Origin of the sequence: Pantoea sp. Cy-639, assembly GCF_011752525.1 — a bacterium.
Taxonomy (GTDB): domain Bacteria; phylum Pseudomonadota; class Gammaproteobacteria; order Pseudomonadales; family Pseudomonadaceae; genus Aquipseudomonas.
Genome location: NZ_VWXI01000008.1, coordinates 43,118 through 60,104 on the forward strand (window position 1 = coordinate 43,118; position 16,987 = coordinate 60,104).

Sequence of the window (16,987 nt, forward strand, 5' to 3'; positions counted from 1 at the left end):
TGGGGGCATCCTTTTCAAACCATCCAATGCATGCCCTCAGATGCGCCCCCAATGTAGCAATCCGCTGGAAGTGAATGGAGCTCCATGGTTTGTGGAAAGGCAAAAATGATCAGCTAAACAGCCTGCCCGACGAAACCTAAAGACTCTCAGGGTCCCCGAAGAACATCTGTATCCGTGACCGCAACCAGCGTTCCGCCGGGTCGTTGTCCTGCGCTCCGCGCCAGGCCATGTGCAACTCGAAGGTGCGTACTTGCAACGGCAGGTCCTCGGCGCGCAAGCCGCCGGCGGCGGTCAGGGCGTCGGCGGTGTAGTCCGGCACCGTGGCGACGATATCGGTCCCCGCCAGCAGGCTCCCCAGCCCGTTGAACTGCGGCACCGCCAGCACTACATGGCGCTTGCGGCCGATCTCCTCCAGCGCTTCGTCGATGAACCCGGACAGGTCGCCGGCGAACGACACCAGCGCATGGGGCCGGGCGCAGAAGTCGTCGAGGCCGATGCTGCCGGGCATGCTGTCGGCGCGCAGCAGCTTTGGCTTGCTGCGCCGCAGCACCTTGCGCTTGGCGTTGGCCGGCAGTTCGCTGGTGTAGCTCACGCCGACCGAGATCTCGCCGGAGGCAAGCAGGGTGGGCATCAGCAGGTAGTTGACCCGGCGCACCACCAGGACGATGCCCGGGGCTTCGGCACGCACGCGCTTGAGCAACTGCGGCAGCAGGGCGAACTCGGCGTCGTCCGACAGGCCTATGCGAAACACCGCATTACTGGTGGCGGGGTCGAACTCGGCGGCGCGGCTGACGGCGGTGGAGATCGAGTCCAGCGCCGGCGAGAGCAGGGCGAAGATCTCCTGGGCCCGGGCCGAAGGTTCCATGCTGCGGCCGGTACGCACGAACAGCGGATCGTCGAACAGGTTGCGCAGGCGTGACAATGCGGCGCTGATCGCCGGCTGGCCGAGGAACAGTTTCTCGGCGGCGCGGGTCACGCTGCGCTCGTGCATGAGCGTCTCGAACACGATCAGCAGGTTGAGGTCTACACGACGCAAGTCGTTACGATTCATTCGATGCGGCTCGCCAGAAGTGGGGCAGGGGTGAATCTTAAGGCCAAAGGCTGTTACCCTGCACCGATTTCCGGGTGCCAATGCACAGATTTGTCGGGGGCCCAATCAATGACAGGCATGTCGACTATTAATAGCCACTGATGGTCCGGCGCTGAGAGCCCGGATAAAGTCCGTGGTAATACGAGATTCACACAGGCGAGGTATGCGATGTCCCGCATGATCCGTTTCCACAAGTTCGGCCAGGCCGATGTGCTCCGTTGCGAAGAGCAGGCCGAGCCGTCCCCGGCGACCGGCGAGGTGCAGATTCGCGTCGAGGCAATCGGCGTCAGCTGGTACGACGTGCTCTGGCGGCAGAACCTGGCTCCGTCCCAGGCGCGCCTGCCGGCGGGCATCGGCCATGAGATGGCCGGCGTGGTCACGGCGGTCGGCGACGGTGTGGACGACATTGCGCTGGGCGACCGGGTCGCCAGCTTCCCAGCCACCAGCCCCAACGACCATCCTGTGTACGGTGACGTCATCGTCCTGCCGCGCAGCGCCATCACCCGCTATCCCGACGTGCTGACCCCCATCGAGGCCAGCGTGCACTACACGCCGCTGCTGATCGCCTACTTCGCCTACGTCGACCTGGCGCGGGCCAAGGCCGGACAGACCGCGCTGATCACCGATGCCAGCCACTGCGCGGGCCCGGCTTTCGTGCAACTGGGCAAGGCCTTGGGGCTGAAGGTGTTCGCCGCCACCAAGGAAGCGGAGCAGCGTGACTACCTGCTGGGCCTGGGCGCCGACAAGGTGATCGTCACCGAGGAGCAGGACCTGGTCATGCAGGTGGGCAAGTACACCGACGGTCGTGGCGTGGACATGGTCCTCGACGGCATGGGCGGTCCGCAGATGTCGTTGCTCGGCGATGTGCTGGCGCCGCGTGGCAGCCTGGTGCTGTATGGCCTGCAGGGCGGCAACCAGACACCGTTCCCGGCCTGCGCGGCATTCCAGAAGAACATCCAGTTCCATGTGCACTGCATCGGCAACTTCACCGGCAAGCCGGAATTGGGGATTCTCCAGGACCAGGTGGCGCTGCAACGGGCGTTGCGCGATATCAACCAGTTCACTGCCGACCAACTGCTGACGCCGCAGATCATCAAGGTGTATCCGTTCGCGCAAGTCGTGGCGGCGCACCGCTATATGGATGAGTGTCCTTGTGGCGGCCGGGTGGTCCTGGACATGAGCCAGGCCTGATGGCGTCCTGTCGAGCATGACTGAGCCCGGGCATTGTCCCGGGCTTTTTGCTGGTGGATCCAGGGTGCCACGGCCAACTCGCTCGCATACGCCAGCAGACAGCTAAAACTCCTACTTGGCTTTGGGATGTTTCCTTCAAGTTGGGTCAGGTATTCATCTGCCAGAATCGTCACTTCCACTTGATACCGTCAGGACGATGGAGTGACCGCATGAGTACGACCCACGACCAAGCCATGCACCATGTCTATCAGCAGGTATTGCAGCGTTTGCACGAGCACATGACCCAGGCTCAGCGCGCCTCGGTGCAATTGCTGATGCAGCGGTTGCTGGTGGCTGCCGGAGGCCAGGAGTACATCGGCGGCTTGCACCTGATGCTGCCGCTCGGGTCCGACCGCCGTAACGCCTACCTGCTGACTTGCCTGCGAGCGGCGCAGTTGAACATCGCCCGGCGTCACCGCGAGAGCTTTCGCCTGACCGTGCTGGTCGTGCGTCAGCCGACCCTGGACGGCGAGACCCTGGCCAACCACCAGCGCGCCTTCGATGCCTTGTGCATGCATACCGATCCGCGAGTGACGCTGTTGCGTGTCGACTGTGGTCAGGCTGGAGCATTTGGTGCGCGTCCGGCCTGCAGCCAGGCGCAGCAGGTCGAGGCGCGCAATGCCTGGCTGCTGTTCGGGCATCTGGCCGGCGCCGAGCCTGAAGCGCTGATCGGCGCCCGCGCTTACCTGGAACTGGCCACGGGGCTGGGCCTGGCGGTGGCGGCGGACACCAGCATCGATGCTCTGGTCAGTGTCGCGCCCCTGGTCCAGCGCCGTCGCCTGCTGGCCTGGGGCCGACGCTGCCTGCGGCATACGCTGGAAATCGCGCAGGCCGTACCGGTGAACTGCGCCAGGAGCCTGGTCGAAGGCCTGGGCCAGGTCAGTGCGGTGCTCGCCGATCCATTGCCGGAGCCCAGGCCGCAGGCGCAGAGGCAGGGGGCGCTGGCGCTCAGGGTATTGGCAGTGGACGACCTGCTGGCCCATGTCGATGATGGCCCGAGCCTGGAGGCGATGCTGGGTCGCGAGCGGGTGCAGCCGTGCCATGCGCAGGGGCCGGCCGGCGTGTTCGACCCATTGCCGCTGGCGCATCTGCACGGGCTGAAGGCACAGCACATCGACCAGTGTGGATACCGGCAGGGTGCGCAACGTTTTCTCAAGGGCCTGGGCCGACGCCAGGTCGACTGGCCACAGGGGCAGGCGTTGCGGCGCGAGGCCGAGGCGCGCCTGCTGGATGCCTATGGTGTGAGTGACGCGCAACTGACGTGCCTGTTGTACTCGCCCTTCGAGGCGAGCGGGCGCAACCTGGAGCACTTCGTGGCGTGCTGCTATCCGGGTATGCGGGTAGCCCTGCCGTACCTGCACCGGGCGTTGCAAGGGCGTCCCTGTCCGGAGCCGGTGCTGCGCTGGCTGATCGAGATCAGCGGTCTGGAGCTGGCGCAACTGCGGGCGATCTATGCCGGCAGGTTCAGACCCGAGGCTCGTCGCCTGTTCCTGCTGCTGGCGCAACGTGACCGCTGGTTGCGGCCTTTGCTCGACACCCCGGTAGCGGCCGATGCGGCGCTGCAGGCAAACCGCTGATATCGGCTAGGGCGACCGTTGATCCCCGGGGCTTGCTCGAAGATCAGGTCTGTATGTATAACCAGTGCCTGTTCAGCGAGCCTGGCCCCACACCGTGATTGCCCATTCCGTCGACGATCCCTTTTATTACCTGCATAACTTCCGTGAGGTCCTGGGCTGGGTCGGGCAGCGCTATGCCGACCTGCTCGACGATCAGGAACGGGCCTTCATCACTCGTTTTACCGGCTTGCCAGTGTCCGCCCAGGGACTGCTGGTGCGCATGGTCATGCGCAAGGGCGAGCATTTTCGCAGTGACAAGCTGGTCTATGCCGAGGTCGGCGATATCGACGCGGCACTCGCGCCGCTGCTGGCGTTGGGCTGGGTGGACGGGGAGCCGTGCTTGACGCTCGAGCAGTTGGGGGCGTTGTTGCGCAAGGACGAACTGGCCAGCGTTTTCGCCGATCGCTTGGCACGACCGCGCAGTGGCAAGGCCGATCTGCTGGCTCAGCTGCAGGCCTTGCAACTGGCGCCCAGGCCGATGGCCGCTTGGTACCCCGGATTTCCCGTACGCATCGTGCACTGGCAACTGCAAGCGTTGTGCGATCGACTGCGCCTGTTGTTCTTCGGCAACCTTCACCAGGACTGGTCGGACTTCGTGCTGGCCGACCTTGGGCTGTTGCGCTATGAGCAGGTAGCGTTCAGCGACGATTCCAGGGCCTTGCGTCGGCGTGGCGATGTCGATCTGGCCGTGGCCTTGCACCAGAGTGCCGAGTGGCTGGAGCAAGGGGTGGCGCCGGCGCAGGTGCTGGCGGCGCTGCACGGTTTCGACAGCGACAATCCGTGGCTGGCCCGACGCCGGGCACGTCTGTTGTTCAGCCTGGGTCAGCACTGCGAGCGCCTGGGCGACTGGGACCTGGCGCTGCAGGTGTACGCCGGCTGCGCTCACCCCGAGGCGCGTATCCGCCAGGTGCGGGTGCTGGAGCGCAGCGAGCAGTGGCCCCAGGCCCATGCGCTGGCCAGCAGCCTGGCCGCGGAACCGGCCAATGCGCTGGAGCGCCAGGCGCTGGAACGCATGCTGCCCCGCCTGGCGCGCAAGCTCGGTGGGCCGCCCCAGCCGCGTCGCCGACAGGGTGCGGTGACGCTGATCGAGCTGACCCTGCCGGCCGAGCACTCGCAACTGGGCGTGGAGGAGGCGGTGCGTAGCCATCTGGAGCAGGCCGGCGGTATTGCCCGCTACGTGGAGAACACCTTGTTCAACAGCCTGTTCGGCCTGTTGTGCTGGGACGCGATCTTCGCCCCGGTGCCAGGGGCATTCTTCCACCCGTTCCAGGCCGGCCCGCAGGACCTGCACGACGCCGATTTCCAGTTGCGCCGTGGCGAGTTGTTCGAGCGGTGCCTGGGGCGTCTCGACGATGGCAGCTATCGCCAGGCCATGCGAGATTGCTACGTGGCCAAGCAGGGGTTGCAATCGCCCTTCGTGTTCTGGGAAATGCTCGATGAAGCTTTGCTCGAGCAAGCCCTGGCCTGTCTGCCGCCGGAACACTTGAAAGCCTGCTTCCAGCGCTTGCTGCAGGATATCCGCCACAACCGCGCCGGCATGCCCGACCTGATCCAGTTCTGGCCGCAGGAGGGGCGCTATCGCATGATCGAGGTCAAGGGGCCGGGCGACCGGTTGCAGGACAACCAGCTGCGCTGGCTGGAGTTCTGCCAGGCGCATGGCCTGCCGGTGGCGGTCTGCCAGGTGCGCTGGCAGGGGCCACAGACATGAGTTACACCGTGGCCGTGCGCGCCCTGTGCGAGTTCAGCGCCAAGGTCGGCGACCTGGACCTGCGCTTCACACCATCGCCCAGTGCCCAGGAAGGCATCGCCGGTCACCGTCGCGTGGTGGCCCGGCGTGATGCCGGCTACGAGGCCGAGGTGGCGCTGGAGGGCGAGTACCTGGGGTTGCGCGTGCGTGGCCGTGCCGATGGTTACGATCCGTTGCGCAATCGCCTCGAAGAGATCAAGACCCACCGCGGCGACCTTTCCCGCCAGCCCGACAATCATCGCCAGTTGCACTGGGCCCAGGCCAAGGTCTATGCCTGGCTGATGTGCCAGGCCCGGGAACTGCAGGAGATCGAGGTCGCGCTGGTCTACCTGGACGTCGACAGTGACAGCCAGACGCTGTTCAGCGAACACCACGCGGCGGACGATCTGCAGGTGTTCTTCGAGGCGCAGTGCCAGCGCTTCCTGGCCTGGGCGCAAGGGCAGGCGCAGCGCCACGCCGAGCGGGACCTTGGCTTGCGGGCCCTGGTTTTTCCCTACCCTGAATTTCGCCAGGGCCAGCGCCAGCTGGCCGAGACCCTGTACAAGGCGGTGAGTACCGGGCGTTGCCTGATGGCCCAGGCCAGCACCGGTATCGGCAAGACCCTGGGCACGCTGTTTGCGCTGCTCAAGGCGATGGTGCCGCAGCAGCTGGACAAGCTCTACTTCCTGACGGCCAAGACACCGGGGCGGGCGCTGGCCCTGGACGCGCTGCGCCAGCTCAACCAGGCCAGCCCGCAGCCGGCGCTGCGGGGCCTGGAGCTGATTGCCCGCGACAAGGCCTGCGAACACCCAGGCAGCGCCTGCCATGGCGAGTCCTGCCCGCTGGCCATGGGTTTCTACGACCGTCTGCCCGGTGCCCGCGAGGCTGCCGCCCAGGTGCCGCTGCTCGATCGCGCGAGCCTGCGCGAGGTGGCCCTGGCGCACCAGGTGTGCCCGTACTACCTGGGCCAGGAGATGGCGCGCTGGGTCGACCTGCTGGTGGCCGACTACAACTACTACTTCGATGCCCACGCCCTGTTGTACGGTCTGGCCGAAGCCAACCAGTGGCGCACGGCGGTACTGGTGGACGAGGCGCACAATCTGGTCGAGCGTGGCCGGCAGATGTACAGCGCCAGCCTCGACCAGGGCCAGTTGCAGGCCTTGCGCCAAGGCAAGCCGGCCGGGTTGGGGAGTGCGCTGGATCGCCTGAACCGGCAATGGAACGCGCTGTACAAGGCACAACTGGCCCCGTACCAGGCCGGCGAGCAACTGCCGCAAGCGTTCCTGCGGGCGTTGCTGCAGTGCATCGGCCTGATCCAGGAGCGCATGAACCAGGCGCCGGCCGAGGTCGAGCCCAAGGTGCTCGAGTTCTACTTCCAGGCCTTGCAGTTCAGTCGCATCGCCGAGCTGTTCGACGAGCACTTCCTGTTCGACATCAGCCTGCGCAACGGCCCGCGCGGGCGGCGCCTGGCCACCCTGTGCCTGCGCAACGTGGTACCCGCGCGGCTGCTGGGCCCGAGGATGAGCGCGGCGCGCAGCGTCACGCTGTTCTCCGCGACGCTCAACCCGCGGCACTTCTATCGCGACCTGTTGGGCATGCCTGGGGACACCGCCTGGCTGGAGGTGGCCGCGCCGTTTCGCGCCGAGCAGTTGCAGGTGCGTATCGTCAGCGAGGTGTCGACCCGCTACCAGCAGCGCCAGGCCTCGCTGGCGCCGATCGTCGAGCTGATCGCCGCGCAGTACGCCGGCCAGCCGGGCAACTACCTGGCCTTCTTCAGCAGCTTCGAGTACCTCGAGCAAGTGGCCCGGCTGCTGGCCGAGCGGCACCCGCAGATTCCCGCCTGGCAGCAGGCGCCGGGGATGGACGAGGCCGGGCGCGAGGCGTTTCTCGCCCGTTTCGTCGCCGACGGCCAGGGAATCGGCTTCGCCGTGCTGGGCGGCGCCTTCGGCGAGGGCGTGGACCTGCCGGGCACGCGCCTGATCGGTGCGTTCGTCGCCACCCTCGGGCTGCCCCAGGTCAATCCGGTCAACGAGCAGTTCAAGCGGTATCTGGGGCGGCAGTTCGGCGCCGGTTTCGACTATGCCTACCTATACCCGGGGGTACGCAAGGTGATCCAGGCAGCCGGGCGGGTGATCCGTGGCGAGCAGGACCGTGGCGTGCTGGTGCTGATCGACGAACGCTTCGCCGAACCGCGGGTGCGGCAGATGTTCCCGAGTTGGTGGCACTGCCCCTGAACGCGCCCATCGCCTGGCGTTGAAACTCCCAGTACACTGCGCGTTCCAACCCCAACATTCGTTGCATTCGAGGTTCCGCATGACGCTCAGTCCTTTGGCAGGCAAGCCGGCTCCAGCCAGCGTGCTGGTCGATATTCCCCGCCTGTTGACCGCCTACTACACCGGCCGTCCCGACGCCGCGGTGGCGGCCCAGCGCGTGGCCTTCGGCACCTCGGGCCATCGGGGCAGCTCGTTCGACCTGAGCTTCAACGAGTACCACGTGCTGGCGATCACCCAGGCCATTTGCCTGTACCGCCAGGAGAAGGGCATCGATGGCCCGTTGTTCATCGGCGCCGACACCCATGCGCTGTCCGCGCCGGCTGCCGCCAGCGCCCTGGAAGTGCTGGCCGCCAACGGTGTGCAGGTGATGCTCAGCCAGGACGACGAGTACACCCCGACCCCGGCGGTGTCCCACGCCATTCTCTGCTACAACCGTGGCCGCCAGCAGGGCCTGGCCGACGGCATCGTCATCACGCCGTCGCACAACCCGCCGCAAAGCGGCGGCTTCAAGTACAACCCGCCCAACGGCGGTCCGGCCGACAGCGACGTGACCAAATGGATCGAAGCCAAGGCCAACGAGCTGCTGGCGGCTGGCCTGGCCGGCGTCAAGCGCATGGACCACCAGCAGGCGCTGAACGCCCCGACCACCCAGCGGCATGACTACCTTGGCAGCTATGTCGCCGACCTGGAAAACGTCATCGACTTCGACGTGATCCGCGGCGCCAACCTGCGCCTGGGTGTCGATCCGCTGGGCGGCGCCGGGGTGCGCTACTGGTCGGCCATCGCCGAGCGCTACCGGCTGAACCTGGAAGTGGTCAACACCGAAGTCGACCCGACCTTCCGCTTCATGACCGTCGACTGGGACGGCCAGATCCGCATGGACCCGTCCTCGCCGCACGCCATGCAGGGCCTGATCGGCCTGCGCGAGCGCTTCGACGTGGCCTTCGCCTGCGACCCGGACCACGACCGCCATGGCATCGTCACCCCGGACGGCCTGCTGCAGCCGAACAACTACCTGGCCGTGGCCATCGACTACCTGTACCGCCATCGCCCGCAATGGCGTGCCGATGCGGCGGTGGGCAAGACCGTGGTCTCCAGCGGCCTGATCGACCGTGTCACCGCGGGCTTGGGGCGTGAGTTGCACGAGGTGCCGGTGGGCTTCAAGTTCTTCGCCCAGGGCCTGTTCGACGGCTCGCTGGGCTTTGGCGGCGAAGAGAGCGCCGGCGCCTCGTTCCTGCGCAAGGACGGCACGGTCTGGGCCACCGACAAGGACGGCCTGATCCCGGCGCTGCTGGCAGCCGAGATGACCGCGCGTACCGGGCGCAACCCGAGCCAGATCTACGCCGAGCTCACCGCCAGACTGGGCAAGCCGTACGCCACCCGGGTCGAGGCCAAGGCCGACGCACGGCAGAAGGCGCTGCTGAGCAAGCTGTCGCCGGAGCAGGTCAAGTCCACCGAGCTGGCCGGCGAGCCGATCGAGCAGATCCTCAGCCATGCCCCGGGCAACAACCAGGCCATCGGCGGTCTCAAGGTGATGACCGCCAATGGCTGGTTCGCCGCACGCCCATCGGGCACCGAGGACATCTACAAGATCTACGCCGAGAGCTTCATCGACGAGGCGCACCTCGAGCGCCTGGTGGCCGAGGCCCAGGTCCTGGTGGACGCGGCCATCGCCTGATCGATAGTGCTGTCAGTCGCGGGGCAGGCCCGCTCCCACGCGCCGGTAGGTTGACGTGGGAGCGGGCTTGCCCCGCAGTGTGTTTGGTTGTTCCAAAGATGGAACGATCCATGCCATTTCAGCTATCTAGTGCACGATTAGCCTCACCGGTAAGGTTATACCCATCCACGAGAGGAGGCTTCTCATGAAAAAGATCCAGGGTATCTACCGCAGCCCTCATGCCCACTGGGTGGGCGACGGCTTCCCGGTGCGCAGCCTGTTCACCTATGACAACCTGGCCCGGCAGATCAGCCCGTTCCTGCTGCTGGATTACGCCGGCCCTCACGATTTCACCCCCACCACTACGCGGCGTGGTGTCGGCCAGCACCCGCACCGCGGTTTCGAGACAGTGACCATCGTCTACCAGGGCGAAGTGGAACACCGCGACTCCACCGGGGCTGGTGGCCTGATCGGCCCGGGCGATGTGCAATGGATGACTGCGGCAGGCGGCATCCTCCACGAGGAGTTCCATTCCCCGGCCTTCGCCCGCAGCGGCGGCATGCTGGAGATGGTCCAGCTGTGGGTCAACCTGCCGGCCAAGGACAAGCGTGCCGACGCCGGTTACCAGACCCTGCTGGCCAGCGACATTCCCGTGGTGAGCCTGGCAGACGAGGCGGGCAGCCTGCGAGTGATCGCGGGGCGCTACCAGGAGCACTCGGGACCTGCGCGGACCTTCACCGAGATGGATGTCTGGGACCTGCGCTTGAAGGCCGGCGCGACCCTGCAACTGCCGTTGGCGGCCGGACGCAATGCCGCCCTGGTGGTGTTGCGCGGTACCTTGCGGGTCAACGCCGAACGGGATGCCGGGCCGGCCAGCCTGGTGCTGCTGGCACGCGAGGGTGAGGATGTGCGGGTCGAGGCGCTGGAGGATGTCAGCGTGCTGCTGCTCAGCGGCGAGCCGATCGACGAGCCCATCGTCGGCTACGGGCCGTTCGTGATGAACAGCCAGGCGGAAATCGCCGAGTCCTTCGATGACTTCCAGGCCGGCCGTTTCGGCCAGATGGGCGCAGCCGAGCGCGGCGCCCAGCACTGAGCACGATCGCGGGGCAAGCCCGCTCCCACCGTGGCCGCAACGGGCTGCGTGGGAGCGGGCTTGCCCCGCGATTTTTCTAACGCCTCATGCCTGATCCGGCACTACCGCGATCACATCGATCTCCATCAGCCATTCAGCCTGCGCCAGGCCGGCCACCACCAGCCCGGTGGAAATCGGAAACACCCCCTTCAGCCACTTGCCGACCTCCATGTACACCGGTTCGCGAAAGCGCGGGTCGGTGATGTAGGTGGTGGTCTTTACGATGTGCGACAGGTCCGAGCCGGCCTCTTCGAGCAGTTGCTTGACGTTCTTCATCGCCTGCTCGGCTTGTGCCCGGGGGTCGCCCAGACCTACCAGGCGCCCTTCGAAATCGGTGCCGACCTGGCCACGCACGTAGATGGTGTTACCGGCTCTGACGGCCTGGCACAGGTCGTTGTCCAGGCTCTGGTTGGGGTAGGTGGCCTTGGTGTTGAACATGCGGATGCGGGTGTGGGTTGGCATCAGTGAGCTCCGAGGGTGCTGATGGTGCTGATCGAGGTGGCCTGTTCGTCCGTCGCGCGTTGTTCGCGGTCGCGGTAGGCCAGGTAGGTACGCTGGGTGGCGATATGGCCGGCGACGTGCTTGGCGTCGTGCCATACCCCCCAGATGAACGACGAGCCGCGGCGCGACAGCCAGGGCAGGCCGAGGAAGTAGACCCCAGGCTCCCGGGACACGCCTCGCTGGTGCAGGGGCTTGCCGTTGGCATCGAAGGTGTCGACCTGCAGCCAGCTGAAGTCCACGCCATAGCCGGTGGCCCAGATGATGCTGGTGACCCCGGCCTTGGCCAGGTCGAGCTCGCGCAGCGGGTTGCTCACGCAGTCCGGGTCGGGCAAGCGCTGGCGTGCCTCGGGCTCCTCCGGCAGGTCCAGACCGTTGCGCGCGACATAGGCATCGGCGGCGTCGAGCAGGGCCAGGTAGTTCTCGTCGCCACGGCGGATGTTCTCGGCCAGGTTGTCCTGGAAGCGCGCCACGCCGTTGTCGAACGACTGGGTCAGGCCGACCAGGGTCATGCCCTGGTGGGCGAGGGCGCGAAAGTCCACAGTGTGTCCGCCACGCGCACCGGACACGGCGATGGTCACGTGCTCGCGACCGGGCTTGGCGATCTCGGCGTCCCACTCGCCGAGCACGCCCAGCCACCAGCAGAAGTCACGGTTGCGGTAGCTGCGCGGCGGACGGTCGTGGGCGCCGACCGACAGGTACACCTGGCGCCCGGCGCGCATCAGTTCCTCGGCGATCTGCACGCCCGAAGAGCCGGCGCCGACCACCAGCACTGCGCCGTCGGGCAGTTGCTGCGGGTTGAAGTAGGCGGCGGAGTGAATCTGCTGCAGGCGTGCGTCCTGTGGCGCGATGGCGGGGATGACCGGCTTCTGGAACGGGCCGGTGGCGGCCACCACGCGGTTGGCGCGAATCACGCCCTGGTTGGTCTCGATGGTGAAGCCCGGGCGGTCGGCATTGCGCACCACGCGCTTGACCTCGACACCGGTGCGTACCGGCAGGTTGTACTTGCGCACGTACTGTTCGAAGTAGTCCGCGACCTGCTCCTTGCCGGCGAAGGCATCGGCGTCGAGGTCGAATTCCAGCCCCGGGAAGCGGTCGTGCCAGACCGGGCCGTTGGCCACCAGCGAGTCCCAGCGGCCACTGCGCCAGGCCTCGGCGATACGCTTGCGCTCCAGTACCAGGTGCGGCACGCCGAGCTTGCTCAGGTGTTCGCTCATGGCCACGCCGGCCTGGCCGGCGCCGACCACGAGGGTATCGATTTCGAGATTGTTCAGTGTCATGTCCCAGCCCTTCTTCAGCGGCGTTCTTGTTCAGGTCGGTGTTGCCTGGGATCAGACTAGGGATGGGCCGGACATCGCGAAAATAGTATTTAGCTGGGGCTTGCCGATAAATTGGCGAAGGGGTGCGATGGATGGGAGCGGGCAGTGTGGCAGCCTGTTGGTGCCTTAGGCTCTGTAGGCAAGGCATGGTCATCCAGCGTTGTGGGAGCGGCGCACCGCCGTTGCCACGACAGAGCCTAGTTTTTTCCTGGCCAGTGCCGAGGAAAATGTTGGTTTCGCCGCTACTGGGGCACACCGAGAATGCCGGTAAACCCACACAGGAGCTGCACCATGACCTTCTCCATCATCGGCCGCTGCCAGGAAACCGGCCAGCTGGGCATCGCCATCAGTTCATCGAGCATCGCCGTCGGTGCCCGTTGCCCGTGGGTACGGGCCGGGGTAGGCGCCGTGGCCACCCAGAACATCACCTTGCCGGCCCTGGGGCCGCAGGTCCTCGATGCCCTCGAGCAGGGCCAGATGCCCCCGGCCGCTGCATTGGACCGGGTCCTCAGTGCCAATGGCTGGAGCGAGTACCGCCAGCTCACGGTGATCGACAGCCACGGCCAGGTGGCGTTTTTCACCGGCAAGCAGGCATTGGGCGTGCACCACGCCGTGGCTGGCGAGCAGTGCGTGGCGGCAGGCAACCTGTTGACCGCGCCAGCGGTGATCGACGCCATGGTCGCAGCCTTCGAGCAGAGCGCAGGCCATCTCGCCGACCGCCTGCTGGCGGCCATGCAGGCGGCGCTGGCCGCCGGCGGTGAAGCGGGGCCGGTGCACTCGGCGGCGTTGAAGATCGCCGGCGAACTCACCTGGCCCCTGGTGGACCTGCGGGTGGATTGGGCCGAGCACGACCCGATCGGCCAGCTCGACGGGTTGTGGCAGGCCTATCGGCCGCAGATGCAGGACTACGTGACCCGCGCGCTCGACCCGACTGCCGCGCCCAGCTATGGGGTGCCGGGCGATGAATGAGCGCTCCAGCCGTGCGCTGCTGGCGCGGCTGGTGGGGTTCGCCACCGTCAGCCGGGATTCCAACCTTGAACTGATCACATTCATTCGCGACTACCTCGCCGGCCAAGGTGTCGAGAGCGAACTGTTTCTCAACGACGAAGGCACCAAGGCCAACCTGTTCGCCACTATCGGCCCGGATGATCGCGGCGGTGTGGTGCTGTCCGGGCATACCGACGTGGTGCCGGTGGATGGCCAGGCATGGACGGTCGCGCCGTTCTGCCTCAGCGAGCGTGATGGGCGCTTGTATGGCCGGGGCACCGCCGACATGAAAGGCTTCATCGCTTCGGTGCTGGCGGCGGTGCCGGTGTTTCTTGCCCAGCCGCTGCGCCTGCCGGTGCACCTGGCGTTCTCCTACGACGAAGAAGTCGGTTGCCTGGGCGTGCGCTCGATGCTTGCAGCGCTGGCCCAGCGACCGCACAAGCCGCGACTGTGCCTGATCGGCGAGCCGACCGAGCTCAAGCCGGTGCTGGGCCACAAGGGCAAACTGGCGATGCGCTGCCAGGTGCACGGCGCAGCCTGCCATTCGGCGTATGCGCCCTATGGGGTGAACGCCATCGAGTATGCGGCACGGCTGATCGGCAAGCTGGGCGAGCTAGGCGACGAACTGGCGCGACCGGAGCACCACGATCGACGTTTCGATCCGCCGTTCTCCACGGTACAGACCGGGGTGATTCAGGGAGGGCGGGCGCTGAACATCGTGCCGGAGGCGTGCACGTTCGATTTCGAGGTGCGCGCCTTGCCGGGCTTCGAGGCCCAGGCGGTGGCCGACCGCTTGCAGGCCTACGCAGAGACCGAGTTGCTGCCGCGCATGCGGAGCGTCAGCGCCGCCAGCGCCATTCGCCTGCAGCCGTTGAGCGCCTACCCGGGGCTGGCCACGCCGGCCGATAGCGAGGCGGCGCGACTGGTGGCCCTGCTCAGTGGTTCGAGCGAGTTCGGCACGGTGGCCTTCGGCACCGAAGGTGGCTTGTTCGACCAGGCTGGAATTCCGACCGTGGTATGCGGGCCGGGGAGCATGGAGCAGGGGCACAGGCCGGACGAGTTCGTCAGCCTCGAGCAGCTGCAAGGGTGCGATGCGCTGCTGCTGCGCCTGGCCCAGTACCTGCGCCAGGGCTGAGGTCGAGCAGCTCCGCTCCCACGCCATCGTCGTGGGAGCGGGCCTGGGTTACAACGGTTCAGGCTTGAACAACGGCTTCTTCATCACGCCTTTGATCCAGGCGATGGCAATCAGCGAAACCACCACCAGCACCACGCCCGCCGTGCCAAAGATCTTCAGGCTCATCTCCGGGCTGGGCGAGGCGTTCCAGATCGCATAGAGCATCCCGCCTATCCCGAACAGTTGCGGCAGCGGGTAGAACGGCGTGCGAAACGGCCGCGTCAGGTGTGGATAGCGCAGGCGCAGGGCGATCACGTCCAGGTGCACGATGATGTAGGCCAGCAGCCAGGCCAGGGCCGCGGAGAGCAGCAGCAGGTTGATCGCCGCCGCGTCCTGGCCCATCAGCACGATCGGCAGGCCGGTGATGGCGGCGACGAACAGCACCGCCACCCAGGGGGTGCGCGCCTGTGGGCTGAGCTTCTTGAACTGCGGGAACGCCTGGCCATTGCAGGCCATGCCGTAGAGCATGCGCGGGATGGCCGCCAACGAGGTGTTGAGGGTGCTGCAGGTGGCGGTGACCGCGGCGATCACCAGGAATACCTCGCCGGTCTTGCCGAACACCGTGGTGGCGAACAGGTAATGGGGCAGGGCATCGCTGCCCAGTGCCTCGCGCGGCACCAGGAACAGCGCACCGAGGCCATACAGGCCAATGGTGGCGAAGATCACGGTAAGGCCGATGATCATCGCGCGCGGGATGTTGCGCTCGGGCTTGCGTGTTTCCTCCACCAGCGAGCAGACGAACTCGGCGCCGACGAAGCCCCACACGGCCATGGCGGTCAGGGCCAGCACGCCGGCACCCATGGGGTTCCAGTCGCCTTGCAGCAAGGTCGCGGTGGCACCTTCGGCATGCCCTTCGCTGATCGCGGCGATACCGAGGATCAGCAGCACGATGACCATGACCACGGCCATGGCGCTCTGTAGCTTGGCGAAGATGTCGATGCCCATGAGGTTGAGCAAGGTGAACAGGGCGAGCACGCCGAAGGCCACCGAATAGGGCGGGAACACGCCGGGGTAGACCTTGCCGACGATCAGGTCGAGCAGCAGCAGCTCGGCCGAGAGGGCGAACATTGCCACCACGACATAGCCGGAGAAGGTCGCCAGGATCGCCGGGAAGTGTCCCAGCGCCACTTCGGTGTAGCTCGACAGGCTGCCGGCCCGTGGCACCAGCAGGGCCAGTTCGGAAAACGAGAAGGCATAGCTCAGGGCCAGCAGGTAGGCCAGCCCCAATGGCACGATGAAGCCCAGGCCGGCGGTGCCGACCCCCTGCAGCATCATCACCATCACTCCTTGCGATACCACCAGGCCGATGGCCACGGCCAGCAACGACCCCAGCCCCAGGACCCGGCGAAAGCCGGCTTGATCGTGCTGCACGCTGGCAGGCACGGACGCAGTTGCACTCATGACAGTTCCCCGCTCTTTGTTGTTGTAGTTGCGCCAGATACTGGGGCAGGGGGTGGGACGGGGAAATTATTAAAAATGTGGTCGATGGGGAGGAAAAAACTGTGTGTCGCGAAAGGGCTGCGCAGCCGCCGCGGAATCGACGCTGGATGATCGATAGCCGGGGCCGCTTTGCCGCCCTTTCGCGGCACAAGGCCGCCGCTGCAGGGTGAAGCGGTCTTGCGCTATGCCTGCAACCCTTCCAGCAAGCAGCGCAGCGCGGCCTTGACCCGTTCGGCAGCCGCCTGCGGATCGTCCTGGGCGATCACCCACATGCCGCTGTCACCCATTGCGCCATTGATCAGGTGAGCCATGGCCAGCGCATCGAACGCGCGCAGGCGCCCGGCCTCTTGCAGTTCCACCAGCCCCTGGACCATGGGCCCGATATAGCTGGCTTCCTCCAGTTCGCGCAGGCGCGGGCCAAGTACCGCAGGCGCATCCTGGAGCAGGATGCGCCGCAGGGCGGGGTCGTGGAGCAGGTCGTAGTAGTACAGGCAAGTGTCGATGTAGCCCTCCAGCGGGTCATCGTGGGTGGCGTAGCGCACATCCAGCGCCTGGTTGATCTCATCCAGCAAGTGCTGCACCACGGCGGCGAACAGCCCGGCCTTGCCGCCGAAATGATGGTGCAGGGCGCCACGGGTAAGGTCGGCCTGGGCGCACAGTTCATCCATCACCACGGCGTTGAAGCCCTGCTCGGCGAACTGGCGGCGAGCCACGGCGATCAGCCGTTCGGTGGTTTGCGCGCTCATGGCGGCGCGGCTGCGGCGGGGGGCGGGCATGGTGGACTCCGGTCGAAAAACGAGTGCTGCAAATTAGCATACGTTGCGTATGTCAGAAAATGACATTAG

General features: G+C 66.5%; 13 protein-coding genes. 8 read left to right on the top strand and 5 right to left on the bottom strand.

All coding sequences use genetic code 11. From position 1 onward, the window contains the following. Positions 1 to 136 precede the first annotated feature (136 nt). Complete coding sequence (locus tag F3J43_RS11930; RefSeq protein WP_166886078.1) at positions 137 to 1,051, bottom strand: LysR family transcriptional regulator; 915 nt, start codon at positions 1,049 to 1,051, stop codon at positions 137 to 139. Positions 1,052 to 1,258: 207 nt separating this feature from the next. Here F3J43_RS11930 and F3J43_RS11935 point away from each other — a divergent pair, with 207 nt between their 5' ends. The 6 genes from F3J43_RS11935 (at position 1,259) to F3J43_RS11960 (ending at position 10,685) form a co-directional block, all read left to right on the top strand. Next, positions 1,259 to 2,281: a zinc-dependent alcohol dehydrogenase family protein gene (locus F3J43_RS11935; RefSeq protein ID WP_166886080.1), complete on the top strand. Its 1,023-nt coding sequence runs from the start codon at positions 1,259 to 1,261 to the stop codon at positions 2,279 to 2,281. 209 nt (positions 2,282 to 2,490) lie between these two features. Further along, a complete protein-coding gene (locus F3J43_RS11940; protein WP_166886082.1) occupies positions 2,491 to 3,897 on the top strand; it encodes a hypothetical protein in 1,407 nt (468 codons plus the stop codon). A gap of 94 nt (positions 3,898 to 3,991) precedes the next feature. After that, positions 3,992 to 5,644: a VRR-NUC domain-containing protein gene (locus F3J43_RS11945; protein WP_166886084.1), complete on the top strand. Its 1,653-nt coding sequence runs from the start codon at positions 3,992 to 3,994 to the stop codon at positions 5,642 to 5,644. Continuing rightward, a complete protein-coding gene (locus F3J43_RS11950; RefSeq protein WP_166886087.1) occupies positions 5,641 to 7,896 on the top strand; it encodes an ATP-dependent DNA helicase in 2,256 nt (751 codons plus the stop codon). The genes F3J43_RS11945 and F3J43_RS11950 overlap by 4 nt, the downstream gene beginning before the upstream one ends. Positions 7,897 to 7,975: 79 nt before the next feature. Continuing rightward, entirely contained in the window at positions 7,976 to 9,613 is a 1,638-nt protein-coding gene (pgm, locus tag F3J43_RS11955) for a phosphoglucomutase (alpha-D-glucose-1,6-bisphosphate-dependent) (RefSeq protein ID WP_166886089.1), read from the top strand. A gap of 184 nt (positions 9,614 to 9,797) precedes the next feature. Beyond that, positions 9,798 to 10,685 carry a pirin family protein gene (locus tag F3J43_RS11960; protein WP_166886091.1) on the top strand — a complete coding sequence of 296 codons (888 nt, stop codon included), beginning with the start codon at positions 9,798 to 9,800 and terminating at the stop codon, positions 10,683 to 10,685. Positions 10,686 to 10,769: 84 nt separating this feature from the next. Here the strand turns inward: F3J43_RS11960 and F3J43_RS11965 are convergent, their stop codons facing one another. Together F3J43_RS11965 and F3J43_RS11970 are read right to left on the bottom strand one after the other, a co-directional pair. Then, complete coding sequence (locus F3J43_RS11965; RefSeq protein ID WP_166886093.1) at positions 10,770 to 11,186, bottom strand: RidA family protein; 417 nt, start codon at positions 11,184 to 11,186, stop codon at positions 10,770 to 10,772. Beyond that, the gene (locus F3J43_RS11970; RefSeq protein ID WP_166886095.1) at positions 11,186 to 12,502 is read right to left on the bottom strand and encodes a flavin-containing monooxygenase; all 1,317 of its coding nucleotides are present in this window, start codon (positions 12,500 to 12,502) and stop codon (positions 11,186 to 11,188) included. The genes F3J43_RS11965 and F3J43_RS11970 overlap by 1 nt, the downstream gene beginning before the upstream one ends. 330 nt (positions 12,503 to 12,832) lie before the next feature. Here F3J43_RS11970 and F3J43_RS11975 point away from each other — a divergent pair, with 330 nt between their 5' ends. Next, entirely contained in the window at positions 12,833 to 13,510 is a 678-nt protein-coding gene (locus tag F3J43_RS11975; RefSeq protein ID WP_166886097.1) for a DUF1028 domain-containing protein, read from the top strand. Next, the gene (gene argE, locus F3J43_RS11980; protein WP_166886099.1) at positions 13,503 to 14,663 is read left to right on the top strand and encodes an acetylornithine deacetylase; all 1,161 of its coding nucleotides are present in this window, start codon (positions 13,503 to 13,505) and stop codon (positions 14,661 to 14,663) included. The genes F3J43_RS11975 and argE overlap by 8 nt, the downstream gene beginning before the upstream one ends. Positions 14,664 to 14,711: 48 nt before the next feature. On the opposite strand, the gene F3J43_RS11985 is transcribed toward argE, so the two are convergent. Both F3J43_RS11985 and F3J43_RS11990 read right to left on the bottom strand, forming a co-directional pair. Beyond that, a complete protein-coding gene (locus tag F3J43_RS11985) occupies positions 14,712 to 16,103 on the bottom strand; it encodes an APC family permease (RefSeq protein WP_166886102.1) in 1,392 nt (463 codons plus the stop codon). A 221-nt stretch (positions 16,104 to 16,324) separates the two neighbouring features. Beyond that, positions 16,325 to 16,918 carry a TetR/AcrR family transcriptional regulator gene (locus F3J43_RS11990; RefSeq protein WP_166886104.1) on the bottom strand — a complete coding sequence of 198 codons (594 nt, stop codon included), beginning with the start codon at positions 16,916 to 16,918 and terminating at the stop codon, positions 16,325 to 16,327. Positions 16,919 to 16,987: the final 69 nt, after the last annotated feature.